At 70.4% G+C, this 26088-nt stretch carries 24 protein-coding genes and 1 pseudogene; 14 read left to right on the top strand and 11 right to left on the bottom strand.

The window, feature by feature from the left end; translation table 11 throughout:
- Positions 1-133: 133 nt before the first annotated feature.
- Complete coding sequence (locus D474_RS0115585; RefSeq protein WP_017614478.1) at positions 134-2371, top strand: hypothetical protein; 2238 nt, start codon at positions 134-136, stop codon at positions 2369-2371.
- 139 nt (positions 2372-2510) lie between these two features.
- A complete protein-coding gene (locus D474_RS0115580; protein WP_017614477.1) occupies positions 2511-3260 on the top strand; it encodes a DUF2470 domain-containing protein in 750 nt (249 codons plus the stop codon).
- Positions 3261-3324: 64 nt separating this feature from the next.
- On the opposite strand, the gene D474_RS0115575 is transcribed toward D474_RS0115580, so the two are convergent.
- The 8 genes and pseudogenes from D474_RS0115575 to D474_RS28890 all read right to left on the bottom strand — a co-directional run bounded on the left by D474_RS0115575 (position 3325) and on the right by D474_RS28890 (position 9911).
- On the bottom strand, positions 3325-3687 hold the full coding sequence (locus D474_RS0115575; RefSeq protein ID WP_017614476.1) for a metal-sulfur cluster assembly factor: 363 nt from the start codon (positions 3685-3687) through the stop codon (positions 3325-3327).
- Positions 3687-4160, bottom strand: a complete 474-nt coding sequence (gene sufU, locus D474_RS0115570) for a Fe-S cluster assembly sulfur transfer protein SufU (protein ID WP_017614475.1) — start codon at positions 4158-4160, stop codon at positions 3687-3689. The genes D474_RS0115575 and sufU overlap by 1 nt, the downstream gene beginning before the upstream one ends.
- 20 nt (positions 4161-4180) lie before the next feature.
- On the bottom strand, positions 4181-5464 hold the full coding sequence (locus D474_RS0115565; protein ID WP_017614474.1) for a cysteine desulfurase: 1284 nt from the start codon (positions 5462-5464) through the stop codon (positions 4181-4183).
- A 3-nt stretch (positions 5465-5467) separates the two neighbouring features.
- The gene (gene sufC / locus D474_RS0115560) at positions 5468-6229 is read right to left on the bottom strand and encodes a Fe-S cluster assembly ATPase SufC (RefSeq protein WP_017614473.1); all 762 of its coding nucleotides are present in this window, start codon (positions 6227-6229) and stop codon (positions 5468-5470) included.
- An 8-nt stretch (positions 6230-6237) separates the two neighbouring features.
- Complete coding sequence (locus D474_RS0115555; RefSeq protein ID WP_017614472.1) at positions 6238-6573, bottom strand: non-heme iron oxygenase ferredoxin subunit; 336 nt, start codon at positions 6571-6573, stop codon at positions 6238-6240.
- On the bottom strand, positions 6566-7726 hold the full coding sequence (gene sufD / locus D474_RS0115550) for a Fe-S cluster assembly protein SufD (RefSeq protein ID WP_017614471.1): 1161 nt from the start codon (positions 7724-7726) through the stop codon (positions 6566-6568). The genes D474_RS0115555 and sufD overlap by 8 nt, the downstream gene beginning before the upstream one ends.
- Position 7727: 1 nt before the next feature.
- On the bottom strand, positions 7728-9140 hold the full coding sequence (gene sufB, locus D474_RS0115545) for a Fe-S cluster assembly protein SufB (RefSeq protein WP_017614470.1): 1413 nt from the start codon (positions 9138-9140) through the stop codon (positions 7728-7730).
- 19 nt (positions 9141-9159) lie between these two features.
- Positions 9160-9911: pseudogene (locus tag D474_RS28890) on the bottom strand (helix-turn-helix transcriptional regulator).
- Between the two features lie 324 nt (positions 9912-10235).
- Between D474_RS28890 and D474_RS0115530 the strand changes: the two are divergent.
- On the top strand, positions 10236-11162 hold the full coding sequence (locus D474_RS0115530) for an ABC transporter ATP-binding protein (RefSeq protein WP_017614467.1): 927 nt from the start codon (positions 10236-10238) through the stop codon (positions 11160-11162).
- Positions 11162-11992 carry an ABC transporter permease gene (locus D474_RS0115525; RefSeq protein WP_017614466.1) on the top strand — a complete coding sequence of 277 codons (831 nt, stop codon included), beginning with the start codon at positions 11162-11164 and terminating at the stop codon, positions 11990-11992. The genes D474_RS0115530 and D474_RS0115525 overlap by 1 nt, the downstream gene beginning before the upstream one ends.
- Positions 11993-12037: 45 nt before the next feature.
- Here D474_RS0115525 and D474_RS0115520 read toward each other — a convergent pair whose 3' ends face one another.
- Positions 12038-12829, bottom strand: coding sequence for an RICIN domain-containing protein (locus D474_RS0115520; RefSeq protein WP_026118521.1), 792 nt, complete (start codon positions 12827-12829; stop codon positions 12038-12040).
- A gap of 127 nt (positions 12830-12956) precedes the next feature.
- Between D474_RS0115520 and D474_RS0115515 the strand changes: the two genes are divergently transcribed.
- The 6 genes from D474_RS0115515 to D474_RS0115490 all read left to right on the top strand — a co-directional run bounded on the left by D474_RS0115515 (position 12957) and on the right by D474_RS0115490 (position 17779).
- Positions 12957-13325, top strand: coding sequence for a hypothetical protein (locus D474_RS0115515; RefSeq protein WP_017614465.1), 369 nt, complete (start codon positions 12957-12959; stop codon positions 13323-13325).
- Positions 13326-13331: 6 nt separating this feature from the next.
- Positions 13332-14276: an EamA family transporter gene (locus D474_RS0115510; protein WP_017614464.1), complete on the top strand. Its 945-nt coding sequence runs from the start codon at positions 13332-13334 to the stop codon at positions 14274-14276.
- A 134-nt stretch (positions 14277-14410) separates the two neighbouring features.
- Complete coding sequence (locus D474_RS0115505; RefSeq protein WP_017614463.1) at positions 14411-14611, top strand: hypothetical protein; 201 nt, start codon at positions 14411-14413, stop codon at positions 14609-14611.
- A gap of 205 nt (positions 14612-14816) precedes the next feature.
- Complete coding sequence (locus D474_RS0115500; RefSeq protein ID WP_017614462.1) at positions 14817-15437, top strand: hypothetical protein; 621 nt, start codon at positions 14817-14819, stop codon at positions 15435-15437.
- Positions 15438-15683: 246 nt separating this feature from the next.
- The gene (locus tag D474_RS0115495; protein ID WP_017614461.1) at positions 15684-16436 is read left to right on the top strand and encodes a metal-dependent hydrolase; all 753 of its coding nucleotides are present in this window, start codon (positions 15684-15686) and stop codon (positions 16434-16436) included.
- A 227-nt stretch (positions 16437-16663) separates the two neighbouring features.
- Positions 16664-17779: a COX15/CtaA family protein gene (locus D474_RS0115490; RefSeq protein WP_026118520.1), complete on the top strand. Its 1116-nt coding sequence runs from the start codon at positions 16664-16666 to the stop codon at positions 17777-17779.
- On the opposite strand, the gene D474_RS0115485 is transcribed toward D474_RS0115490, so the two are convergent.
- A complete protein-coding gene (locus tag D474_RS0115485) occupies positions 17715-19001 on the bottom strand; it encodes a PrsW family intramembrane metalloprotease (protein ID WP_017614459.1) in 1287 nt (428 codons plus the stop codon). The two genes, D474_RS0115490 and D474_RS0115485, sit on opposite strands and share 65 nt — an antisense overlap.
- Positions 19002-19126: 125 nt before the next feature.
- On the opposite strand from D474_RS0115485, the gene D474_RS0115480 reads away from it, so the two are divergent.
- Positions 19127-19525 (top strand): hypothetical protein, encoded by a 399-nt coding sequence (locus tag D474_RS0115480; protein ID WP_017614458.1) that lies wholly within the window; start codon positions 19127-19129, stop codon positions 19523-19525.
- Between the two features lie 168 nt (positions 19526-19693).
- Here D474_RS0115480 and D474_RS0115475 read toward each other — a convergent pair whose 3' ends face one another.
- On the bottom strand, positions 19694-20668 hold the full coding sequence (locus D474_RS0115475; RefSeq protein WP_017614457.1) for a heme o synthase: 975 nt from the start codon (positions 20666-20668) through the stop codon (positions 19694-19696).
- 655 nt (positions 20669-21323) lie between these two features.
- Here D474_RS0115475 and tkt point away from each other — a divergent pair.
- The 3 genes from tkt to zwf form a co-directional block, all read left to right on the top strand.
- On the top strand, positions 21324-23417 hold the full coding sequence (tkt, locus tag D474_RS0115470; protein WP_017614456.1) for a transketolase: 2094 nt from the start codon (positions 21324-21326) through the stop codon (positions 23415-23417).
- Between the two features lie 100 nt (positions 23418-23517).
- The gene (gene tal, locus D474_RS0115465) at positions 23518-24627 is read left to right on the top strand and encodes a transaldolase (protein ID WP_017614455.1); all 1110 of its coding nucleotides are present in this window, start codon (positions 23518-23520) and stop codon (positions 24625-24627) included.
- A 132-nt stretch (positions 24628-24759) separates the two neighbouring features.
- Positions 24760-26088: glucose-6-phosphate dehydrogenase (gene zwf / locus D474_RS28885; protein WP_017614454.1), on the top strand; the 1329-nt coding region annotated here is incomplete at its 3' end.

Genomic DNA, 26088 nt, shown 5'->3' with positions numbered 1-26088 from the left:
CACCGGTGGCGGCCCCTCGTCCTCGCCTGCCACCGACCGACTCGGGACGCGTACTGTGGTGCACCGAACCGAAGGCCCGTGCGGTTCCTCCCGAATTCACGTGCAGACACCAGGAGGTCGAGGTCCCCAGCGGATGAACGCCGTCTCTCCGATCTGCCTCGTCGACCTGGCGCCCGCGTTGCGCTGGTCGAAGTCGCCGGATGTGGCACCCCTGCTCCACCACGATCGGCTCATCGAGGGTTGGTGGCACTCCCTGCCCGTCGCCCGCGTCCTGGAGATCGCGGGCCCGCCCTGGCTCGCGCACAGCCTGGCGCGCCTGGCGGTCGAGCAGTGGGGGCACGTGCCCTTGGCCGAGTTCCTGCCCAGCCTGCGCGGGCAGTGGGTCGAGGCCGGCGAGCTCGCCGAACCGGTGAGCACCGTGGTCTCTGCCGCCGGCGGCTGGGGCCACCTCGTCAACGCCTGCCCCCAGGAGATCAGCACCTGGGCGCTGCGCGAGTGCCGTCTGATCGACGTGGTCAGCACGGTCGCCTGGCGCGCCCTGCGCCCCTGCGGCGAACTTCCCAGCGGGCCGGTGCCCTCTCCCGCGCTCATGCTCGAGGCCGTGCGCACCATCTCGAACTGGCTGCCCGATTCCGCGCCCGAGCACGTACGCGACGCCCTGGACTACCTGAGCGGGGCCACCAACACCGAGGGCACGCCCCCCGACACCGACACCGGTGAGCCCGACGGCCCGCCCCAGACCCCGGCCACCCGTGCCATCCGGACCCTGCGCGCACTGCGGGCCCAGCGCGACCGCGAGGAGGAGGCCGCTGAGGAAGCCCCCGTGGGCGGCATGGTCAGCTCCGCAGCCATGATCCCCGAGGCCGCACACGGCGGCCCAGCCCCGGAACCGGCCGTCGAGGACACCGGCGCCACCGACCTGCGCTCACAGTTCCGCAGCTCCCTGCTGGGCCCCGGACGCACCCTGCGCCGCCCCAGCTTCGGGCCGCCCAAGGCCATGCGCACCGACGCCGAGGAGGCCGCCCCGCCCCCCGTCCTGGGCGAGCACCCGCTGGTCGACCAGGTCGAGCAGATGATCCGTTCCTGGCCCGAACTGGAGCGCACCGTCGCGGCCGAGCGCCTGTTCGCGACCGACCCCATCAGCATCCGCGTGCTCGCCGAACAGATCTCGGTGGACGTGCGCGAGATCCGCTCGGCCCAGCGCAAGGTGGAAGAACGCCTTCTGAACTGGTTGAACTCGGCCGAGGGCGCATCGATCACCAAGCACCTGCGCGACCTTTCCGAACAGCTGGGCACCGCCACCACCATCGACCGGCTCATCAACGCCCACGCCGACCACCCCGTGGACGTGCCGACGCTGCAGACCCCGATGTGGCGCGTGATCATCACCCTGTTCACCGACCGCCGCATGTACAACGGCTGGCTCATCGCCGACGACCCCAACCACCTGCGCACACAGACGCGGGAGATGGTCGGGGACGCCCCCAACCTCACCGAGGCCGGCAACCGGCTGGCCCGCATCGGGATCCGCCAGCCCGAACTGCGCGCCTGGCTGCTGAGCACCCCGGGCGTGAACATCCGGGACGGCCAGGTGTTCGTCGACCCGGCCGTGCCCGTGGAGAGCCAGGCCGGGCCCGCCGAACCCCAGGGCGAGGACAGCGCCACCACACAGAACGGGCTGCCGATACGCCGCCGCCCCGAGGCCCAGGAGCCACCCCAGCAGGCGGAGCCGCAGCCGGTCCAGCACAGACCCGAGTCGGCTCCGCAGCCCGCGGCCGCGGCGCCGCCCTCCCCGCCCCCGGCCCAGCCCGAGCCCGTCCGGTTCACCGACGCCGGGGACCCCTCCACCGCCGCACGCTGCTTCCGCGCCCCGGACGGACGCTGGTGGCACCGCGTGGACATCACCGCCGACCACCTCAACGGCGCCCCCGTGGCCGTGCCCACGGGTTACGCCACCCACCTGGGGCTGCAGCCGGGACGCCTGCTGTGCCTGACCGCTCCCGGAGCCGACCTGCTGGTCCTGGTCTGGCGCGACCAGCCCGCCTTCGACTCGCTGCGCCCCCTGCTGCGCCGCCAGGCCGCCCAGCCCGGGGACCGCATGTTCATCACCGTCTCCGGTGACCGCCTGGACGCGCGCAAGCTCCCGGCCATGGACATGAGCGGGTTCTCCCCGGCCGCCCGTGCCCTGCACCTGAGCGGCTACACCGCCCCCGCCTCGACCGAGGAGGCGCTGCAGATCCTGTCGCGGCGCATCACCGACTCCGACCCGGGCGCTCCGCCGGACCCGCAGTCGCTGCTGGAACAGCTGTCGCGGCGCGGTGACGAGGACATCGCCCAGGAGCTGCACGCGGGGCTCTTCGCCACGCATTGACTCCCTCCCGGCACAACGCGAGGCCCCCGGAACCCAGAGCTCGGTTCCGGGGGCCTTCTGTGTGCGTGCTCGCGTGACCACCTGGGGGTTCCGGTGCGAGCAGAAAAGATATAGGTTAGCCTTACCTAATAGAATTGAGGTGATCCTGCTGCTTCCGTCCACGAACCTCTCGGTCCCCTCCCCCGCCGAACGGGCACGCTCCGTCCTGTCCCGACCCAACCCGGCCACGGTGACCAGCTCCGACAGGTCACTGCACCTGACCGGGCCCGTCTGCCACACCACTCCTCAGGGCGAGGTCACGCTGCTGGTGCCCGACCGGCACCTGGTCCTGGCCGAGATCGGCTCGGGAAATCTCGAGGCCACACTCGAGTTCACCGACACCGCCCCGGTCGACCTGCGCGACAGCACCCGCTCCCTGCTGTGGATCAACGGGACCCTGCGCGTGCCACCGAGATCCGAGGCCCGCAACCTCGCCCTGGCCGTCTCCGACCGGGACCCCGACGAACGCCTCCTGGATCTGGGCCACGGCCGCACCATGGTCGCCCTGGCGCCCGACCTGGTCGTGCACTCCGACCACGACGGCTGCCACCTGATCACCCCCGCGGAGTTCGCCGGCGCCCCGGCCGACCCCTTCGGCCGCTGGGAGGGCCCCTGGCTGCGCCACCTCGAGGACAGCCACCCCGACGTGCTCTGGGGCCTGGTCGCGCACTGCCCCGAGCCGCTCCCCCAGGGCCGCCCGCGCCCGCTGGGTGTGGACCGCCACGGACTGCGCCTGCGGCTGGAGGGCCCCGACGGAGATCACGACGTACGCATCTGCTTCCGGCGCCCCGCACGCACCCCCGACGACGTCGCCCACGAGGTCCAGCAGATGGCCGGCCTCCTGCACTGAGCGCCCCTCACACACGAACGGGCCGGGACCCGAAGGTCCCGGCCCGTCGCACGAAATGCTCACCTCAGACGTTGAAGCCCAGCATCCGCAGCTGGTCACGGCCGTCGTCGGTGATCTTGTCCGGACCCCACGGCGGCATCCAGACCCAGTTGATCTTGACCTCGCGCTCGAACTCGTCGAGCGCACTGTTGGCCTGGTCCTCGATGACGTCGGTCAGCGGGCAGGCCGCACTGGTCAGCGTCATGTCCAGCGTGATGGAGGCGTCGTCGGCGTTGACGCCGTAGAGCAGGCCCAGGTCGACGATGTTGATGCCCAGCTCGGGGTCGATCACGTCCTTGAGCGCCTCGGCGATCTCCTCGGCGAGCTGCTCCTGCTCGGGGGAGGCCTCCGCAGGGGCCTCGGTGGTGGTCGTCTCGTTCTCGCTCATCAGACGCCTTCCTTGTCCAAAGACTTCGACACCGCGTCCTTCCAGGCCATCCAGCCCAGGAGCGCGCACTTGATGCGGGCGGGGTACTGCGACACCCCGGCGAAGGCCACCGCGTCCTCCAGGACGTCCTCGTCGGGCTCGCCCTGGCCCTTGGACTGCATCAGCTCGGTGAACGCGTCCAGGGTCTGCATCCCGTCGGCGACCGTCCGGCCGATCAGCAGATCGGTCAGGACCGAGGTGCTCGCCTGGCTGATGGAGCACCCCATACTGTCGTAGGACACATCGGCGACAGTGGCCTTCTCGTCGAGCTCACCGCCGGGGGCGGGGGTCAACGAGACCCGGAGCGTCACCTCGTCCCCGCACGTGGGGTTGATGTGGTGCGCCTCCCCGTCGTGCGGATCCCGCAGCCCCTTGTTGTGCGGGTTCCGGTAGTGGTCCAGGATGATCTCCTGGTACATCGCGTCCAACTGCATGGTCAGGCAGAATCCTTGTCCTAGGGCCGGGTCCCGAAGAACTTCTGGGCATCCCGGATGGCCTCCGCGAGCGCGTCCACGTCCTCGAACGAGTTGTAGAGGTAGAACGAAGCACGCGTGGTGGCGACGATACCCAGCTTGCGGTGCATCGGCCAGGCGCAGTGGTGCCCGACCCGGACCTCGACGCCCCGGTCGTCCAGGACCTGGCCCAGGTCGTGCGGGTGGATATCGTCCACGACGAACGACACCGCCCCACCGCGGTCCACCGTCTCGGTGGGGCCCACGATGCGCACACCCTCGATGGAACCGACCTTGTCGAGCGCGTACTCGGTCAGCCGGTGCTCGTGGTCCGCCACCCGGTCCATGCCGATGGAGGTCAGGTAGTCGCAGGCCGCGGCCAGACCGACCGCCTGCGGCGCCATCGGCACCCCCGCCTCGAAGCGCTGCGGGGGCTCGGCCCAAGTGGAACGGTCCATGTGGACGACGCCGATCATGGACCCGCCGGTGATGAAGGGCGGCATGGCCTCCAGCAGCTCACGGCGCGACCAGAGCACGCCGATGCCGTTGGGGCCGAGCATCTTGTGCCCGGAGAAGGCCAGGAAGTCCACGTCCAGCTCGCCCACGTCCACCGGCATGTGCGGCACGGACTGGCAGGCGTCCAGCACCACCAGGGCACCGACCTCGCGGGCCCGGGCGGTGATGGTCTGCACCGGGTTGACCGTGCCCAGCACGTTGGACTGGTGGGCGAAGGCCACCACACGGGTGCGCTCGTTGACGAGCTCACCGATGTCGGTCAGGTCCAGGCGCCCGTCCTCGGTCACCGGGAACCACCGCAGCGTCGCCCCGGTGCGCTGGCACAGCTGCTGCCACGGCACCAGGTTGGCGTGGTGCTCCATCTCGGTGACGACGATCTCGTCCCCAGGACCGACCTGGAAACGGCTCAGCGCCGGCTCGGCGGTGGCCGCGTTGCTCATCGCGTAGGCCACCAGGTTGACGGCCTCGGTGGCGTTCTTGGTGAAGACCACCTCACCGCTGCTCGCCCCGATGAAGTTCGCGATGGTCTCACGGGCCGCCTCGTAGGCGTCGGTCGCCTCCTCCGCGAGCTGGTGCGCGCCCCGGTGCACCGCCGCGTTGTGGCGTTCGTAGAACTCCCTTTCGGCGTCCAGTACTTGTCGGGGCTTCTGCGAGGTCGCCCCGGAATCGAGGTAGACCAGGCGGCGTCCGTCGCGGACGGTCCGGGAGAGGATCGCAAAATCCTTCCGGACCGCCTCGACGTCGAGCCGCTCCAGCTCGCGCATGCTCATCGGTTACGCGCCCGCCTTCACGAAACGCTCGTAGCCCTCGGACTCCAGGGTGTCGGCCAGGTCCGGACCGCCGGACTCGGCGATGCGGCCACCGGCGAAGACGTGCACGAAGTCCGGCTTCACGTGGTTGAGGATCCGGGTGTAGTGGGTGATGAGCATGGTGCCCATCTGGTGGGTCTCCTTGGAGCGGTTGATGCCCTCGGAGACGATCTTGAGCGCGTCCACGTCCAGACCGGAGTCGGTCTCGTCGAGGATGGCCACCTTCGGCTTGAGCAGCTCCAGCTGAAGGATCTCGTGGCGCTTCTTCTCACCGCCGGAGAAACCCTCGTTCACGCCGCGGGCCGCGAAGCCCGAGTCGATCGAGAGGTTCTTCATGGCGCCCTGCAGCTCCTTGGAGAACTGGCGGAGCTTGGGGGCCTCGCCGCGCACCGCGGTGACCGAGCTGCGCAGGAAGTTGGACATGGACACACCCGGGACCTCGACCGGGTACTGCATGGCCAGGAACACACCGGCACGGGCGCGCTCGTCGACCTCCATGTCGAGGACGTTCTCCCCGTCGATCAGGACCTCGCCCTCGGTGATCTCGTAGCGCGGGTGGCCGGCGATCGCGTAGGCCAGGGTCGACTTGCCGGAGCCGTTGGGGCCCATGATGGCGTGGGTCTCGCCGGAGTTGACCGTCAGGTCAACGCCCTTGAGGATCTCCTGGCGCTCGTCCTCGCCGATGAGGACGTCGGCGCGCAGGCCGCGGATTTCGAACTTCGTCATGTCAAGCCTCAGGAATTCTCTTCGTCGAGGGAGACGAGCACGTCGTCGCCGTCGATCTTCACGTCGTAGGTGGGGACCGGCTTGGTCGCGGGCGGGTTGATCGGGGATCCGGAGCGCAGGTCGAAGCAGGACCCGTGCAGCCAGCACTCGATGGTGCCGTCCTCGACCTCGCCCTCGGAGAGGGCGACCTCGGCGTGGGAGCACACGTCCCGAACCGCGAAGACCTCGCCCTCGGTGCGAACAAGCGCGATCGGGGTCTCGTCGTCGGTCTCGACGCCCAGAGTCCCCTCCTCGGGGATCTCGTCGAGCTCGGCGAGCTTGACCCAGCGACCGGACTCACTCATGGGAAGCCAGCTTCTGCTCGACCTTGCCCATGATCTCGTCGCGCAGCTCCTCGATCGGGATGCGGTTGATCAGCTCGAGGAAGTAACCGCGGATGACCAGACGACGGGCCTCCTCCTCAGGGATCCCGCGCGAACGCAGGTAGAAGAGGTGGATGTCGTCCAGGCGCCCGCTCGCGGAGGCGTGCCCGGCGCCCTCGACCTCACCGGTGAAGATCTCCAGGTTCGGGACCGAGTCGACACGGGTGTCGTCGGTGAGCTGGAGGTTGCGGTTGAGCTCGTAGGAGTCGGTGCCGCTGGTGCCCTCGCCGATGATCACGTCACCGATCCACACCGCGTGGGCGTCCTTGCCGCTGAGCGCGCCCTTGTACTCCACGCGCGAGCGGGTGCTGGACAGGTTGTGGTCGATGAGCGAACGGTGCTCGTGGTGCTGGCCGTCACCGGTGAAGTACAGGCCGTGGAGCTCGGCGTTGGCGCCGCGGTCCTTGTAGGCCACCTTCGGGGACAGGCGCACCAGGTCACCGCCGAGCGTGACGACGATCGACTTGAACGTGCCGTCCTTCTCGACCTGGGCGTTGTGCTGGGTGACATCCACGGCGTCCTGCTCCCAGTCCTGCACGCTGACCAGGGTCAGGCGGGCGCCCTCCCCCACGTGCAGGTCGAGGTTGCCCGCGCGCACACCGGTACCGGTCTGCTTGAGGACCACGACGGCCTCGGCCATCGGCTCGAGCTCGATGAGGTACTGGTCGAAGCGCGTGCCGCCCTGGGCCTGGCGCTCGATGGTGACCGGACGCTCCAGGGCAGTGCCCTTGGCGACGGTCAGGACCGTGGCCTCCTCGAAGGCGCTGTGGGCCTGGGCCGTCACCCGGTCGGCGGGCAGGCCGGCGGTACGCAGGCGCTCGTCGTCACGGCCGACCTTCTCGACGGTGACGCCCTCGGGGGCGTCCACGTCGAGGCGGTCGACGCCGTCGGCCTCGCCCTTGAAGTCGTGCAGGCCCTTGAGGCGGCGCAGCGGAGTGAAGCGCCACTCCTCCTCGCGGCCATTGGGCACGGGGAAGTCGTTCACGTCGAACGACCCGTGGGTCGCAAGCTTGGAGAACGGGATCTCCCCCAGGCCGTGGCTGTGGGCCTTGGGTTCGGTGCTCGGGCTGGTCAACTTAACCAACCGCTCCTTCCATCTGAAGCTCGATCAGTCGGTTCAGTTCCAGCGCGTACTCCATGGGCAGCTCACGCGCGATGGGCTCGACGAACCCGCGCACGATCATGCCCATGGCCTCTTCCTCTTCCATCCCGCGACTCATCAGGTAGAAGAGCTGGTCCTCGCTGACCTTCGAGACGGTCGCCTCGTGCGCGAGCTCGGTGTCGTCCTCGCGCATGTCGTTGTAGGGGTATGTGTCCGAACGGCTGACGGTGTCGATCAGCAGCGCGTCGCACTCGACCGAGGACTTGGCCAGGTGTGCGCCCTCCTGGACCTGGATGAGTCCCCGGTAGGAGGAGCGGCCACCGCCGCGGGCCACCGACTTGGAGACCACCTTGGACGAGGTGTTGGGCGCGCAGTGCACCATCTTGGACCCGGTGTCCTGGTGCTGGCCCTCACTGGCGAACGCGATCGACAGGGTCTCGCCCTTGGCGTGCTCGCCCATGAGGTAGACGGCCGGGTACTTCATCGTCACCTGGGAGCCGATGTTGCCGTCGATCCACTCCATGGTCGCGCCCTCTTCGGCGACGGCGCGCTTGGTGACCAGGTTGAAGACGTTGTTCGACCAGTTCTGGATGGTCGTGTAACGGCAACGGGCGTTCTTCTTGACGATGATCTCGACGACGGCCGAGTGCAGCGAGTCCGACTTGTAGATCGGTGCGGTGCAGCCCTCGACGTAGTGGACGTAGGCGCCCTCGTCGACGATGATCAGGGTCCGCTCGAACTGGCCCATGTTCTCGGTGTTGATCCGGAAGTAGGCCTGCAGCGGGATCTCCACGTGCACGTTCTTGGGAACGTAGATGAAGGACCCACCGCTCCACACGGCGGTGTTGAGCGCGGAGAACTTGTTGTCACCCGGAGGAATGACGGAGCCGAAGTACTCCTCGAAGATCTCCGGGTGCTCCTTGAGCGCGGTGTCGGTGTCCAGGAAGAGGACGCCCTGCTCCTCCAGGTCCTCGCGGATCTGGTGGTAGACGACTTCGGACTCGTACTGCGCGGCGACACCGGCGACCAGGCGCTGCTTCTCCGCCTCGGGGATCCCCAGCTTGTCGTAGGTGTTCTTGATGTCCTCGGGCAGGTCCTCCCACGAGGTGGCCTGCTCCTCCGTGGACCGCACGAAGTACTTGATGTTGTCGAAGTCGATGTTGGACAGGTCCGCGCCCCAGGTGGGCATCGGCTTCTTGTCGAAGAGCCTGAGAGACTTGAGGCGGAGCTTGGTCATCCACTCCGGCTCGTCCTTCTTGTCGGAGATGTCGCGGACGACCTCTTCGTTCAGGCCGCGACGGGCCGTGGCTCCGGCCTCGTCGGAGTCGGCCCAGCCGTACTCGTAAGTTCCGAGCCCTTCGAGCTCGGGGTGCGCGATAGACGTCATGCGCGGACTCCTCCTGGACTCAGACGTCCTTGTGATAGTGCGATCCTCCGTCCGCCGGACGGCGGACGCTGTTGGTCGCGGGGGTGTGGCCCTCCCCGCTCGCGGTGTCATCCCGAGGGGTGACGTGCGTGGTGCACACACCGTCGCCGTGGGCGATGGTGGCCAACCTGCGCACCGGGGTGCCCAGGAGCCGCGCGAAGGCCTCGATCTCGGCCTCGCAGAGCTGCGGGAACTCCGCGGCCACGTGCGCGACGGGGCAATGGTGTTGGCAGAGCTGGTCGCCGCCCCCGGGTGCGGGCGCCCGGCCCGCGGTGGCGGCGTAGCCGTCGTTGGACAGCGCCTGGGCCAGCAGGTGGACCCGCTCCTCGGGCGGGACCGAGTCCAGCAGGGGCTCGTAGCGCCTCTCCAGGTCGGCGACCTGACTGCGGGCGAACTCGCCGACGGCCTCGGGGCCGGCGGTCTGCGCGAGGAAGCGCAGTGCGCTGGAGGCGAGGTCGTCGTAGGCATGGACGAAGGCGTCGCGTCCGGCNGCCCCCTGCGGCGGCGGCCGCCGTGGGGCCGGGCGTCGCGGCCCTCGACCATGCCTTCGCTGGTCAGGTTGTCGAGGTGGCGGCGGATGGCCGCCGGGGTGAGCCCGAGGCGCTCGCCGAGGTCGGCGGCGGTGATCGGGCCCTTCTCCATGACGATCCGTGCCACCCGCGCGCGCGTGCCGGTCTCGGCCCCGCGCTCGGACCCGCTCAGGGGGCCGGGCATACTGGACGCATCCGGCATACGGTCCCCCCATCGTCACGTCGCACGACTCGTCGGAGTGCGTGAATTGATTAGACAACATCAGTGTGGCGTAAATCGACCCGGCTAGGCAAACCTGCTCCCATGGGTTTGATCACGAAGGGGAGCCTTGCCTAAGTGGGAATTCGCGGGACGAACACACCTGAAGATGGAAGACCGCACGGTCCCAGAACATTCCCGGCGCTCACATTCTGGGACAACGGTGCCAAGATCCGGACGTCCGGTTGTGCTGACCGACCCTCCCCGAAGCTCTCCGACGCGGTCCCGGTGAGCGATTCCCCCCAGCCGCACGTAGACTCGGGCCCCATGGAAACAGCCGCGGTCGAGGTCGTCGACCTGGTCAAGCGTTACGGCGCCACCACAGCAGTCACCGGCCTCACGTTCACCGCGCGGCGGGGGGCGGTGACCGCACTGCTGGGCCCCAACGGCGCGGGCAAGACCAGCACCATCGAGATCTGTGAGGGTTTCCGCCACTCCGACGGCGGACATGTGCGCGTCCTGGGTATGGACCCGCAGAGCGATGCCGGCACCCTCAAACCACGCGTCGGGGTCATGCCCCAGTCCGGCGGCGTGCCCACCGGCGCGCGTGCGGGCGAGTGGCTGCGCCTGATGGCCTCCTTCCACGCCCGCCCCATCGATCCCGACCTGCTCCTGACCCGCCTGGGCCTGACCTCGGTGGCCGGCACCCCCTTCCGGCGCCTGTCCGGCGGACAGCAGCAGCGCCTGTCCCTGGCCTGCGCGGTCATCGGCCGGCCCGAGCTGGTCTTCCTCGACGAACCCACCGCCGGGCTCGACCCCCAGGCCCGCATGGCCACCTGGGACCTGGTCTCCACCCTGCGCGAGGCCGGGGTCGCGGTCATCCTCACCACCCACCACATGGAGGAGGCCGAACGCCTCTCCGACCACGTGGTCATCATCGACCGCGGNGAGGCCCCCCCCGACACTCTCACCGGCGGCCACCGGGAGGTCTGCTTCTCCACCCACGCTCCCCTGGGGACCGACGCCCTGCGCGAGGCCCTTCCCCCCGGCTCCACCGTGACCAGCACACCCGCGGGCGACCGCCACAACCACGTGGTGCGCCCCGACGACCCCGACGGCGCCGGACCCGAGTTTCTGGCCACCGTCACCGCCTGGTGCGCCTCCTCCGGCGTCATGGCCGAGGACCTGCGCGTCAGGCGCCGTACCCTCGAAGACGTCTTCCTCGAACTCACCGGCCGGGAACTGCGGGACTGATGACCGAGCACACCTTCACCACCTCCACCGCCGACCGGACCGGAACGAACGGCACCGACGCCGCGCTCTTCCGGCCCGACCCCCAGGCCGCCCCCCTGGGGCGCATGGTGCTCGCGCAGGCCGGCATGGAACTGCGGATCATGCTGCGCCACGGAGAGCAGCTGCTGCTGACCATGGTCATCCCGGTACTGCTGCTTATCGGTTTCAGCGTCACCCCCGTCCTGGACATGGGCGAGGGCGCTCGCGTGGACGTGCTCACCCCCGGTGTGCTGGCGCTGGCGGTCATGTCGACCTCCTTCACCGGCCTGGCCATCGGAACCGGGTTCGAACGCCGCTACGGCGTGCTCAAGCGCCTGGGGGCCACACCGCTGTCCCGGTTCGGGCTGCTGGCCGCCAAGACCCTCGCTGTCCTGGTGATCCAGGCGATCCAGGCCGTGGTGCTGTGCGCGGTGGCGCTGGCCCTGGGGTGGTCGCCCGCACTCACCCCAGGGTCCGTCGCGGGCGCTCTGGTGACGGTGCTGCTGGCCACAGCCGCGTTCAGCTCGCTGGCTCTGCTCATGGCCGGGACCCTGCGCGCCGAGGCGACCCTGGCCGGCGCGAACCTGGTCTACGTCCTCATGCTGGGCCTGGGCGGCGTCCTGTTCCCCACCAGCACCTTCCCCGGGCCGATGGAGCAGGCGGTCTCCGCCCTGCCGATCACCGCACTCAGCTCCGGTCTGCGCACTGCCCTGGTGGACGGCTCGTTGCCGTCCCTGGGCGTGTTCGTGGTCCTGGCCGTGTGGGCTGCCGTGTGCGGGCTGCTCGCCGCACGGCTCTTCCGCTGGGAGTGACAGCGGCGGGCCCCTCCGCCGGGAAAGCCCCGCGGGGGGGCGGGCCTACCGGGGTGTGCGGCGCTCGTCGCCCCCGTCGTCGTCCATTTCTCCCTGGCCTCCGCGCCCGTCACCGCCGCCGTCCTGGCCGGGGCCGTCCTCCGGCGGGGCGTCCAGGGGCAGCAGGCGCCACTGCTGGTGGGACCGGCCGGCGTCAGCGGCCTCCACGACCGGCGAACGGTTCTCCGGGTCGCCGGCCTCGGCCTCCAGGGCGTTGCGGGACTCCCGGTTGACCAGGCGCACCGCCCCGTCCTGCATCTCCACCGCGATCCAGTGCTGGCGGGGTTCACCGTCGCGTTCCTCGAGCACCGCGCCCGGATCGTCCTCGGCCTCGGCGATCTCCAGGAGCAGGCCGCTCTCGACCCCTTCGATCTCCACGTGGGTGTCGTCGACCGGGTGCAGGCGCCACTGCTGATTCTCCTCGTCGTGGCGGTCCCACAGGTGAATGTGCGCACCGGAGTCGGTCGAACCGCCGGCCACGTCCATCACGCGGTCGCCGTGCACGTTCTGCAGCACGTGGGGTGTGCCGGGTTCGACCCCCTCGGGCAAGGGCTCGGGGCCGGGCTCCTCTTCGACCTCATCGTCCTCCTCGGGGCCGCCGGGAGGATCGACGAGGATGCCGGAGGAGACCTCCAGTTCCTCCTCCTCGACGGCTTCCAGCTCGTTGACGGCCGCCCCTGCCGTGTAGCCGCCCACGGTCACACCCAGCAGCAGGGCCAGTGCGCCGGCCACCATGGGCCAGCGCGGGACCCGGCCTTCTTCTTCGGCGTCGTCGGGACTGGGGTGGGGTGAGGACATCGGCGGGGGCTCCAGCGGGGAAACGGACGGGCTCGGGCACACCGGGACCATCTCACTGTAATTGCGCCCTTTCGCGGCTTCTGCCGTGATCCGTGTGGGCCGCGTGCGCTCGGTAGCCTCGGGCCCCATGGAAGCCATCGGAGTCCCCTGGTTCGTACTGGTCCGCCACCTGGGGCCACCCCTGTTCCTGTTCGCCGCGGGCGGTGCCCTGCTGCTGTGGCGCCCACCGCGGCGCCGGGTCCTGGCCTGGGCAGCACTGGCGACCAACCTGCTGGCCGCAGCCCTGCCGTTCCTGTGGATCGCGGGACAGGTGACCTCGGGCGCGGGCGATCTGACCGCGATCGGGCTGGTCATGACCTTCCTGCAGCCGGGGGTGGTGGCACTGGCCTGGCTGATGCTGTTGTGGGCGCTGGTGGACCCGAGCTCGGGCCGGCGGCGCGCGACCGACGAGACCACGGGGCAGGAGGAGGACCGGGTCACCGAAAACGTAGGATGACTCGTGATGCGCTCCTCCGGAACACCCCTGACCCTGCGCTCGGCCGCCGAGGCCGTCCCCGCGACCTGGCTCGTGCTGATCGGCATCGTGTCCGTGCAGACCGGCGCCGGCGTCGCGAAGGGCCTGTTCGAGCAGCTTCCGCCCACGGCGGTGGTGTGGCTGCGACTGGTCACCTCGGCGGTGCTCCTCGTGGTTCTGGTGCGGCCGGCCCTGCGGGCGCGCACACGCGGGGACTGGACGGTCGTGGTCGGCTACGGCACAGCACTGGCACTGATGAACGTCTTCATCTACCAGGCCTTCGCCCGCATCCCCCTGGGTATCGCGGTCACCATCGAGTACCTGGGCCCGCTCATGATCGCGATCCTGGGCTCTCGCCGACGGGTGGACCTGCTCTGGGCGGCCCTGGCCGGGACCGGGGTGGTCGCGCTGGGCATGGAACGCGCCGACCTGGATCCGGTGGGCGTGCTGTTCGCCGCCCTCGCGGCGGTGGCCTGGGCCGGGTACATCCTGCTCAGCGCGGCGACCGGACAGCGTTTCAGCGGCGCGTCCGGGCTCGCCATCGGCAGCGTCGTGGGCGTGATTCTGCTGGGCCCGCCCGGGATCGCCGAGGGCGGGGCCGCTCTGCTCGACTGGCGCCTGGTCCTGATCGGACTGGCCGTGGGCGTGCTGTCCTCGGTCGTGCCCTACACGCTGGAGCTGACCGCCCTGCGCCGCATGCCCCCGCGGGTGTTCGGGATCCTGATGAGCCTCCAGCCGGCCGCGGCCGCTCTGGTGGGCCTGGTACTCCTCGGCGAGATGTTGACCGTGTGGCAGTGGATCGCGGTGGCCTGTGTGATCGCGGCCAGCGCCGGTTCGACCCGGACCTCTTCACGGAACGACGACGAGGGAACGAAGGGCACGGCCGAAACCCCGCCTCCCGACGCCGGGACGCCGCCTTCCCGGGCGACATAACAGGGCATGCTCTCCCAAATTCTGACCCCGTCGGACCTGCATTTTCTCACTGAGGGTTTCGAACCGTAACCGAACGGTTATCTGCTGTGTGGGCATCGAGCCCACATCGCTGTAGCAACCCAGAGAGGGATGACATGCGCAAGGCCGCCAAGTTCGCGATCACCGGTCTCTTCGCTGCGGGCCTCGTCGGCGCCGGCATCGGCACCGCCTCCGCCCACGAGAAGGAATGGGACACCGACGTGGTCCAGGCCTGCGTCCAGGAGCAGCAGACCCTCGGTCTGATCAACCTCGACCTGGACCTGCTCAACCAGTGCATCAGCAACGCCAACACCTAAGAGCAGTCCAAGGGGGACGGCGGTCCTGCGGTTCGACCCGCCGTCCCCTCTTCGTGTCCACGGCCCCTCCCGCCGGACCGCCGCTCCCACGCCCCGCCGAACCTCCGCACCCTCCCCCACACCCACAGGCACCGTCGTTACTCTCTGTGAAGATCCGGTCGAAGACGGAGCGCCAGAGGCGCTCCGACCAGGAGGGCCCGCAACCGTGCCGAAGCCACCACGCCGAACCGCGGCCCCGGGCCGCACACTGGGCCTGACCGCGTTCGCCGGCGCCGTCGCGCTCGGCACGGTCTCCCTGGCCTCGATCGCAACGGATCCCTGGCCCCCGCCCCTCCCCGGCTCCCACGACACCCCCGAGCGGGCCGAGAGCAGCCTCGGCGAGGAAGCCGTGCCCACCGAGGACCCCGATGCGCCCGTCGGCCTGACCGTGGCACCGGCCGAGTTCGTCCCCGCCACCCCCGACAGCGGCACCGACAGCACTCAGAGCCCCGGCTACACCACCGTGGCAACGCCAGGTGCCGGTCGGGACGGTGAGCACGGTCAGGTCGCCGAACACACCACCGTGCACGTGGCCGTCGCCAACCGCACCGACGGCGAGCTCGAGGTGAGTCCCTCCCACTTCGTGCTCGTGGACGCCTCCGGGGACCGGCACGGCTCCGCCGACGGAGCCGGCGCCGCCGAGGACCAGATCAGCACCCTCACCCTGCTGCCCCGACAGACCACGTCGGGCACCATCAGCGTCCCCGGTTCGTTCACCCCCGCTTCCGTGGAACTGCTCGAGGCGCCCCACGGCGAGACCGTGCACGAGGCGCCCGTCCAGCACTGACGGGGTTTCCGGGGGCGGTCAACCCCGGCCGGGCGGCGCGCCCCGGACGGTTCCAGGCAGCGCGAGCACGCCGCCTCCCGGTCCGACTGCCCCTCGGGGGTGGATCTCCTGGCTTCCATGGGCGGGAGGCCGACCATCCGCGTTCCGGAGGCCTGTGGCACCTCCGTTCTGTGCGGGTCGGCGTATCCGGGAGAATCTCCGGAGTTCGCCCCGCCCCTGCGTCCCTTCCTGGAGAGTGCTGCCGAGATGATGGGCACCAGCCACGCCGCCACCGGCCTGCTCACCGGAGGGGTCACCGGGCTCCTGGTCACCTCCGACCCCGTGCACGGACTCGTGTGCGGTGCGGTCGGCGCGGGTGCGGCCCTGTTGCCGGACCTGGACACCCCGGGCAGCGCCGTGGGCCGGTCGCTGGGCTGGGTGACCGAGTGGGTCGCGGTGGGTGTGCAGGCCCTCTCGCGCGCGGTGTACCGGGGGACCTCCACCCCCACCGAGCGGCGGCGACCGCAGGACGGGGGTCACCGGTTCCTGACGCACACGCTCCCCGGGTGCCTGGCCTTCGGTGTCCTCGCCGCGCTGATCTCGCTCGTGCCGTGGGGCGCCGCGCTCGTGGTCCTGGCGATGTCCGCGCTCGGGCTCGCGACGGTGACGGGGGCGTGGACGTTCGTCGGAACAGCGCGTCTGCGCAAGCGGGTGGCGACGGTGACCGCGTTCGTGCCGGCCGCGGCGACCCTGCTGTTCGCGACCGGCTCCGGCCCCGTTTTCTGGCTGGTGGGCCTGGTGGTGTTCGTGGGTTCGCTGACCCACGTGCTCGGCGACTGGCTCACCCCGTCGGGCGTGCCGCTGGCGTGGCCGTTCGGAGTGCGGGGAAAACGCTGGTGGATGTTCCACGCCCCGCTCACCCTCCACACCGGACGGAGCCGGGTGGAGACCGGCATCGCCTGGGCCTCGACCGCGGGCCTGCCGGTCGTGCTCGCGGTGGCCGCCACCGCGCCCGCCTGACCCGCCCGGCCGGGGAGCGCCCCGATCGGGGCGGAGTGTTCTGCGACCGGGTCTGGTCCGGTCGAGGAGCCCACATCACATCAGCGCCCGCCCCCCTGTGTGGCCAGGGTGAACCGAAGCCTCTTCTTTACGTCGTAGATCCCGCGTGGAGCCTCCACGTCCTTGCAGGTGGCGACTACGGTAGGGCCGCGTCACTGACGCGCACTCGGTGTACTACAGTCTGTCGTATGTCTGATTCCCCGGCGGCCGCGACGGCCCAGAGCACCCTTCCCCCGGCAGCGGTGGACCTCGACGACATCGTCGTCCTGGGCATGCCCCTGTGGGGCTGGCAGATCGCCCTGGCGGCCGCCGGGGTCATCGCCCTGGTCTTCCTCGCACGCACCATCTGGACCCCCACCACGCGGTCCCTGCGGGCCTGGGCCCTGGGCAACATCGCGGTCAACGCGGGGATCGCCGTCACCGGCGCCACCGTGCGCGTCACCGAGTCGGGACTGGGCTGCTCAGAGTGGCCCCGTTGCACACCGGACAGCTTCGTGCCGGTCAACACCGGCCACGCGGCCTTCAACGCCGCCGTCGAGTTCGGCAACCGCACACTGACCTTCCTGGTTCTCGCGGTCGGTGTGATCACCCTCGTCGCCGTACTCCGCTCGGTCCCGCGCCGACGCAACCTGACGATCCTGGCCGGGATCATCCCTGTCGGCGTGCTCGGCCAGGGCGTGGTCGGCGGCATCACCGTCTGGACCGACCTGCACCCCGCCGCGGTTTCCTCCCACTTCCTGCTGTCGATGGTGATGGTCTTCATCACCGTCGCCCTTTACGTGCGCATCCTCGAGCCGGAAGGCAAGCCGCGGGTGACGGTGAACCCGCTCCTGCACGCGATCTCCGTCGCCCTGGTCGTCGTCGGGTTCCTGCTGCTCATCGCCGGAACCGTGGTCACCGGCACCGGCCCGCACGGCGGCGACGCCATGGCGCCCCGCTGGGACCTGAACCTGGAGATCATCACGCCCGTGCACTCCGGCCTGGCCTGGCTGACGCTGGTGGCCGCCGTGGTCGCCGCGTTCCTGGCCTTGCGCACCGGCGCTGCCCGCCCGGTGCGCGTGGCCTCCCTGACCCTGGTCGGGCTCGTGATCGTGCAGGGCGCCATCGGCTACACCCAGTTCGCCCTGGCCCTCCCGGAGTCCCTGGTGGTGCTGCACGTGCTCGGCTCGGCCCTGACCTGGATCGCGATCGCGCGCCTGTACTTCTCCACCACCCGATTGGAAGCGCCCGGCGGAACCGTCACGAACCCCCCCGAGGAGCATGACGGGGCTCGTACCCCTGCTGAGCCCGCGCCTGGGCAATGACCTGAGCGAAGTCGGAGCGGCGCAGGAACCCGGAGTCCGTGGGGCTCTCCGCCCACCCCGGCGTGACCGGCTGGTGCATACGGCCCAGGAACGTGTCCCGGGAGACGTGCATGAGCGCCAGGTAGGAATCGCGCCGCACCTTCCAGTCCCCGCGGGGGCGCCCGGCGTCGATCTTCTGGTGCAGCAGGGCCAGCTCCGTCGCGGCGAGCTGGTACTCCTTCATCGCCGCACGCCCCTTCGGACCGGCGTTGCGCGAGGCCCACTCCCGGGCCTCGCGCCGCTCGGGCATGGAGCCGAGCATGGTGATGTCGGCCCGGGTGACCAGACCGGTCGACATGTACGGGGGCAGGTAGCGCCCGATCGCGGCGACCTGGGCCCGCCGGTCGCGCGCCGACAGGCTCACGATCCCGAGGGCCGCCACGAGAACCACCGCGTAGGCCAGGCCCAGCCCGGTCCACCCGGTCTGGGCAGCACCGTTCCACATGCCGTGCAGGCCAACGGCCGCTGCCCAGCCGGCGACCGGGGCGAGCGCCCGCGTCCGCGCGGTGTGCATCGCCGCGTAGGCCACCCCGATCCCGATCATGGCGGTGTAGACCGGATGGCCGAAGGGGGAGACGATCCCACGCAGCACGAAGGTCGCGGCGAGGTTGCCCTCGAAGAACGCGCCGAGGAAGTACAGAATGTTCTCGGTGAAGGCGAAGCCGGTGGCGACCATGCCGGCGTAGACCACGCCGTCGGTGTACGTGTCGATCTCGTGGCGGCGCCGCCAGAGCAGGAGCAGCAGCACCAGCCCCTTGGCGCTCTCCTCCACGACCGGCGCGACGACCGAGGTGGCGATCATGCCGCCGGTGTCGGGACCGAAGAGCGGCACCGCGACGCTGCGCAGCCCCCAGGCGTTGAGCACGAGGGAGGCCACGACAGCCACACCGGCTCCCCAGGCGAAGGCGAAGAACAACACGGAACGGGGTTCTGGTTCCAGGCGGTCCAGCAGCAGGATGAGCGGGATCAGCACGCTGACGGGGACGACGGCCGCCAGGAGGCTGACGACGAACCCGGTGGCCCCGTCGATGCCGGCGGCCGCTCCCCCGGCCATGGCGAGCATCCACAGATAGACGAACATTCCGGCCATGCACACGACGCTGACGGTGGTACCGACCAGGAGGGCGGTCGAGCGCCGGGAGTTGCGTCCCTGCAGAATGGCTCTGGTGTCGAGACGGGGCATGGGCACCGATCGTAGTAGGAAGGACCCTGGTGAGCGGCCCGGACCCCGTACCCCGACGGTGGTCCGGGCCACACCGCCTCCGCGGGACCGTCGGACCCCGCTCGCACCCGACCGGAAGGCAGACGATGGAGACCAACGCACCCTCGAAAACCCCGGCCGCCCTGGCCCTGCTGCGGACGGCCGTGCTCGCGCACCTGGCCGTGATCCTGTGGGAGGGCGTGACCGCCGGAAACCTGGTCACGACGCCCATCAGCATGGAGGCGCTGTACCTGCACTACTACGGCGCGTTCGTGATGCACGCGGTCGCCGCCGTGCAGTTGGGCGCGGCTGCGTGGCTGTGGTGGGGGCCGGGCCGTGCCCGCAGGGGTGCGCCCGCGCTGCTGGTGATCAGTGTGCCGGCCCTCCTGCTGGGGCTCGCGCAGGCGGCGACCGGCACCTTCGGGGTACTGCAGGCGCACGTGCCGATGGCTGTGGTGCTGACCGGCCTGGTGGCGTGGTCGGCAGCGCTCGCCTGGCGCCGCTGAGGGACGGCCCGGGAGGCGGCCGTCGACGCCGCCCACGAGGTGCACGTCCACCCGAAGTCAGACCCCTTCGGTGAGTTCACCGTCCCCATCGGTGACCGTCCCCGTACACACGTGTGGCCGCCTCCGGAAGGGCCCGGACGGCGGCCACACGCAAGCGCGCGGAAGGGCTCAGGTGATCAGGCCCGCGATGATCGGGTCGACCGTCACCGCCACGAACAGCAGGGCCAAGTAGGCGTTGGTGAGGTGGAAGAAGCCCATCGTCTTGAGCTTGGCACCGGTCACGCCCGCGCGGGAACGGTTGTACATGCGGTGCGCCTGTACCAGCAGCAGCGCTCCGAGCACCAGGGCGACGCCGCCGTAGACGACGGTCGTACCGGCCACCGGCCAGAAGACGAGGGAGACCGCCACGGTCGCCCAGCTGTACAGTACGCACTCCAGCAGCACCCGGCGGTCGGTGGCCACCACGGGCAGCATGGGCACGTTGGCGGCGGCATAGTCCTCGCGGTAGCGCATGGCCAGGGCCCAGGTGTGGGGCGGTGTCCAGAAGAACACCACGAGGAAGAGCACGAACGGCGCCCAAGCCAGGCTCCCGGTCACGGCCACCCAGCCGATGAGCACGGGCATGCACCCGGCGATGCCGCCCCACACGACGTTCTGCGCCGTGCGCCGCTTGAGCAGCATCGTGTAACCGAAGATGTAGAACAGGATCGCAAAGGCCGACAGGGCCGCCGCGAGCCAGTTGACCAAGAGGGCGAACCCGACCGTGGAACCGATCGACAGCACCAGGCCGTAGACGAGGGAACCGCGGGGGGTGACCAGCTGCATCGCGCCGGGACGCTGCCGGGTGCGGCGCATCTCACGGTCGATGTCGCGGTCGATGTAACAGTTCATCGCGTTCGCGCTGGCCGCGGACATCGTCCCGAACAGGAGGGTGGCGACCGCGGTCCACAACGGCGGCACTCCCCCGGCCGCGACGAACATCACCGGGATGGTGGTGATGAGCAGCAGCTCGATGACGCGGGGTTTGGACAGGGCCACGTAGGCACGTACGTACTCGCCCAGGGAGGCCTTGCGGGAAGCCTCGGGGCTCGTGTCGTCAGTGCCGGCGGGGGCCGTGTGCTGGGCTCGGTCTGCGAGGGCCATCTACCGTGTCCTCACGGCCGGACGGCTACGCCGCAGTCGGGGCCCCACGGGGGGTACCGGCTCGGATTCAGACACGCGGATACCTCGACAACTCTAGGGATTCTCGACACTGCTCGCCACGCGGGGTCGAACGGCCGCGCGGTGCCCGGACCGGCGGAAAACCCCGTCAACGACATACTGTAGTACTACTTCTCGCGCGCCGAGGACCAGCCCCCCGACAACCAAAGACCCTGGTCCGGCGGCCCGGGGTGTACAGCAGGGTCGCACAGGCCCCCAGCGGCTGCCAGCGTGCCACGCGCCGCGCTGGGAGAGCCCCGGCAGGACCGTGTGGAGCGGCCCTGCCAATATTACTGACTGGTAGAGCAAGGTGTCGGGCAACGACATCACCGACCACGAACGATAGGCTCACAGTTGGCCGAACCCGTCGTGGTTTCGCCGACCTCGGCGGCCGTCGCACACGGCGGCGTCGTCCGACAGGGCACCTGAGCGGCGCTCGGCGGTACAGGCGCCCCACCCTCCTCGACGACACCCCTCTCGTCACCCGCGGTCCACACCGGTCCCGGGCCCCGACGGCGCGGCGACGGCCCCGACACGCCCGCACACGACCCACCCCGCCCACCGGGCGAACGGGTGCCCGAGAAGGAGACGACAGTCCGTGAACGCCCACACCCCGCAAGAACTGGAGTGGTCGGACCTCGACCTCCGCGCGGTCAACACCGTCCGCGCCCTGGCCATGGACGCGGTAGAGAAGTCGGGTAACGGACACCCCGGCACCGCCATGAGCCTCGCTCCCGCCGCCTACCTCCTCTTCCAGAAGGTCATGCGCCACGACCCGGCGGCGCCCGACTGGGTCGGACGGGACCGCTTCGTACTGTCGGTCGGCCACTCCAGCCTGACCCTCTACATCCAGCTCTACCTCGCCGGTTACGGCGTCGGCCTGGACGACCTCAAGGAACTGCGCCAGTGGGGCAGCATCACCCCCGGCCACCCCGAGGTCGGCCACACCCCCGGCGTGGAGACCACCACCGGCCCCCTGGGCCAGGGCGTGGGCAACGCCGTCGGCATGGCCATGGCCGCCCGCCGCGAGCGGGGCCTGTTCAATCCCGAGGCCGGCCCCGGTGCCAGCCCCTTCGACCACCACATCTACGCGTTCTGCTCCGACGGCGACGTCCAGGAGGGTGTCAGCCACGAGGCCAGCGCCCTGGCCGGCACACAGAACCTGGGCAACCTCATCATGATCTGGGACGACAACCAGATCTCCATCGAGGACGACACCCGCATCGCCCACAGCGAGGACGTGGCCGAGCGCTACCGCGCCTACGGCTGGCACGTGGAGGAGGTCGACTGGACCGCCACCGGCGAGTACGTCGAGGACGTCGACGCGCTCTACCGCGCGATCCTGCGCGGCAAGGCCGAGACCCAGCACCCCACGTTCATCCGCCTGCGCACCGTCATCGGCTGGCCGGCGCCCAACAAGCAGAACACCGGCGGGATCCACGGCGCGGCCATCGGGGCCGACGAGATCACCTCCACCAAGGAGATCCTCGGCCTGACCGACGAGCCCTTCCACGTGGAGGACGCGGTCATCGAGCACACCCGCAAGGCCCTGGACCGGGGCCGCGAGGCGCGCAGCGAGTGGGACAACGCCTTCCAGGCCTGGCGCCGCGGCGCGGGCGAGCACGGTGAGCTCTTCGACCGCCTGCAGTCGGGCAAGCTCCCCGAGGGCTGGACCGAGCAGCTGCCCTCCTTCGAGGCCGACGCCAAGGGCATGGCCACGCGCAAGGCCGGCGGCGAGGTGCTCAGCGCCCTGGCGCCGGAGCTGCCGGAGCTGTGGGGCGGTTCGGCCGACCTGGCGGGGTCCAACAACACCACGCCCAAGGGTGAGCCCTCCTTCCTGCCCTTCGACCGGGCCAGCACGATGTTCCCGGGCAACCCGCACGGGCGGGTGCTGCACTTCGGTGTGCGCGAGCACGGTATGGGTTCGATCCTCAACGGCATCGCCCTGCACGGCCCCACGCGCCCCTACGGCGGCACGTTCCTGGTCTTCAGCGACTACATGCGTCCGGCCGTGCGTCTTGCCGCGATCATGCAGCTTCCGGTGACCTACGTGTGGACGCACGACTCCATCGGCCTGGGTGAGGACGGCCCCACCCACCAGCCGATCGAGCACCTGTGGGCGCTGCGGGCGATCCCGGGCCTGGACGTGATCCGTCCGGCCGACGCGAACGAGACGGCCGTGGTCTGGCGCAAGGTCCTGGAGACCTCCGACCGCCCCTCCGCGCTGGCGCTGACCCGCCAGAACCTGCCCGTCCTGGACCGCGGCGAGTACGCCCCGGCCGAGGAAGCCGTCAAGGGCGGTTACGTGCTGGCCGAGGCCTCCGGGGGTTCCCCCGAGGCGATCGTGATCGCCACCGGCAGCGAGGTCCCGATCGCGCTCGAGGCCCGCAAGGAGCTCGAGGAGGCCGGCACGCCCACCCGTGTGGTCTCCATGCCGTCCGTGGAGTGGTTCGAGGCTCAGGGCGAGGACTACCGCGAGCAGGTCCTGCCGGCATCGGTGCGCACGCGCGTGTCCGTGGAGGCCGGTGTGGCCCTGGGCTGGCGCGAGTACGTCGGCGATGCCGGTTCGTCGGTGAGCCTGGAGCACTTCGGTGCCTCTGCCCCGTACCAGACCCTGTACGAGAAGTTCGGGATCACCTCCGAGGCGGTCGTCGCGGCGGTCCGCGACAGCGCGGCCAAGGCCGCTCGCTAGCCCGGCACCGGCCCGTAACGGGCCCCGCCCGGGTGGACTCCGGCGGGGCCCGCCCCTGTGACGAGGGCGGACACCGCCCGTTGAGGAAGGCGCGAGAAAGATGAGCAACGAGGCACTGGAGTCCTTGAGCCGGGCGGGTGTGTCCGTCTGGCTGGACGACCTCAGCCGCGAGCGTCTGCGCTCGGGCAACCTGGCCGAGCTGATGTCGACCCACAGCGTGGTCGGCGTGACCTCCAACCCGACGATCTTCGACAAGGCCCTGTCGGAGGGCCACGCCTACGACGAGCAGGTCCAGGACCTGGTCGCGCGAGGGGTCTCGGTCGACGAGGCCGTGCGCATGCTGACCGCTTACGACATCAGGTGGGCCGCCGACCTCATGCGCCCGGTCCACGACTCCACCGGAGGCGTCGACGGCCGGGTCTCCCTGGAGGTCGACCCGCGTCTGGCCCGCGACACCGAACGCACCGTCGCCGAGGCCAAGGCCCTGTGGTGGCTGGTGGACCGTCCGAACGTGATGATCAAGATCCCGGCAACGGTGGAGGGCCTGCCCGCGATCACCCAGGTGCTGGGCCACGGCATCAGCGTGAACGTGACCCTGATCTTCTCCCTCGACCGGTACCGCCAGGTCATGGACGCGTTCATGGAAGGCATGGAGCTGGCCCGCGCCAACGGCCACGACCTGTCGCGTATCCAGTCGGTGGCGTCGTTCTTCGTCAGCCGTGTCGACACCGAGATCGACAAGCGCCTGGACACGATCGGCACCGACGAGGCACTCGCTCTCAAGGGCAAGGCGGCCATCGCCAACGCCCGCCTGGCGTACGAGGCTCACGAGCAGGCCTTCGACTCCAAGGAGTGGCGCGCTCTGGCCGACCTGGGCGGGAAGCCGCAGCGCCCGCTGTGGGCCTCTACCGGTGTGAAGGACCCGGGCTACGACGACACGCGTTACGTCACCCAGCTGGTTGCGCGCGACACCGTCAACACGATGCCGCAGGCGACGCTGGACGCGGTGGCCGACCACGGTGTGATCGAGGGCAACACCGTCCTGGGCACCTACCAGTCGGCGCGGGAGGACTTCGCCGCGCTGGAGGCCGCCGGGATCAACCTCACCGAGGTGTTCGGGGTCCTGGAGGACGAGGGCGTGGAGAAGTTCGTCGACTCCTGGGACAGCCTGCTCAAGGGTGTCTCGGACAAGCTCGACAGCCTGTCCTGACCCTCTCGGCGACCGCCTCCCGTACCCGCCCCGTGCCCGTGTCCCCGACCGCGGGGGCACGGGCACGGGGGCCGATCACCGTCCACCGGCCACTCTCGACAGGAAGCGTGAGTCAGCTTGAAAGAACCGGTGATGCCGGGAGCGGTACCGAACCCGCTCCGAGGCGCCCTGGACCGCCGACTGCCGCGTATCGCGGGCCCCAGCGTGCTGGTGCTCTTCGGTGTCACGGGCGACCTGGCCCGCAAGAAACTGCTTCCCGCCATCTACGATCTGGCCAACCGGGGACTCCTGCCGCCGGGGTTCGGTCTCGTGGGGTTCGCCCGCCGGGAGTGGGAGGACCAGGACTTCGCACACGAGGCGCACGAGGCGGTGCGCAAGTACGCGCGCACGCCGTTCCGTGAGGACGTGTGGCGCCAGTTGAGCGAGGGTGTGCGGTTCGTCCAGGGCGAGCTGGACGACGAGGAGGCCTTCGAGGAGCTGGCCTCGACGGTGCACGAGCTCGACGCCGCACGCGGCACGGGCGGCAACTACGCGTTCTACCTGTCCTTGCCGCCGAAGCTGTTCCCGACCGTGGTCACCCAGCTCAAGCGTTCCGGTCTGGCCGAACCCCGCCAGGGGGAGGGCCCCGGTGGGACGACGCCGTGGCGGCGGGTGGTGATCGAGAAGCCGTTCGGACACGACCTGGCCAGCGCCCAGGAGCTCAACGCGGTCGTGGACGAGGTCTTCCCGCCCTCGTCGGTCTTCCGGATCGACCACTACCTGGGCAAGGAGACGGTCCAGAACATCCTGGCGCTGCGGTTCGCCAACACCCTGTTCGAGCCGTTGTGGAGCCGTAGCTACGTCGACCACGTGCAGATCACCATGGCCGAGGACATCGGTGTCGGCGGGCGAGCGGGGTACTACGACGGCATCGGTGCGGCCCGGGACGTGATCCAGAACCACCTGCTCCAGCTGCTGGCGCTGGTGGCGATGGAGGAACCGGTCTCCTACAGCGCGGACGCGATCCGGGCCGAGAAGGAGAAGGTGCTCTCGGCGGTCTCCCTCCCGGAGGACCTGTCGACCGGCACCGCGCGCGGGCAGTACGCGGCCGGGTGGCAGGGCGGTTCGCAGGTGCCCGGGTACCTGGAGGAGGAGGGGATCCCCTCCGATTCCATCACCGAGACCTACGCGGCGCTCAAGCTGGCGGTGGACACCCGCCGGTGGGCCGGGGTGCCGTTCTACCTGCGCACCGGGAAGCGGTTGGGGCGCCGGGTCACGGAGGTGGCGCTGGTCTTCCAGGCCGCGCCCCAGCAGATGTTCCCGCGTTCGGACATCAGCGAGCTGGGACAGAACGCGCTCGTGCTGCGCATCCAGCCCGACGAGGGTGTGACGCTGCGTTTCGGGTCGAAGGTGCCGGGGGCGAGCATGGAGGTGCGCGACGTGAGCATGGACTTCACCTACGGGCAGTCCTTCACCGAGGCC

Source organism: Nocardiopsis salina YIM 90010, from assembly GCF_000341025.1.
GTDB lineage: Bacteria > Actinomycetota > Actinomycetes > Streptosporangiales > Streptosporangiaceae > Nocardiopsis > Nocardiopsis salina.
This window is presented reverse-complemented; position numbering and strand designations above follow the sequence as displayed.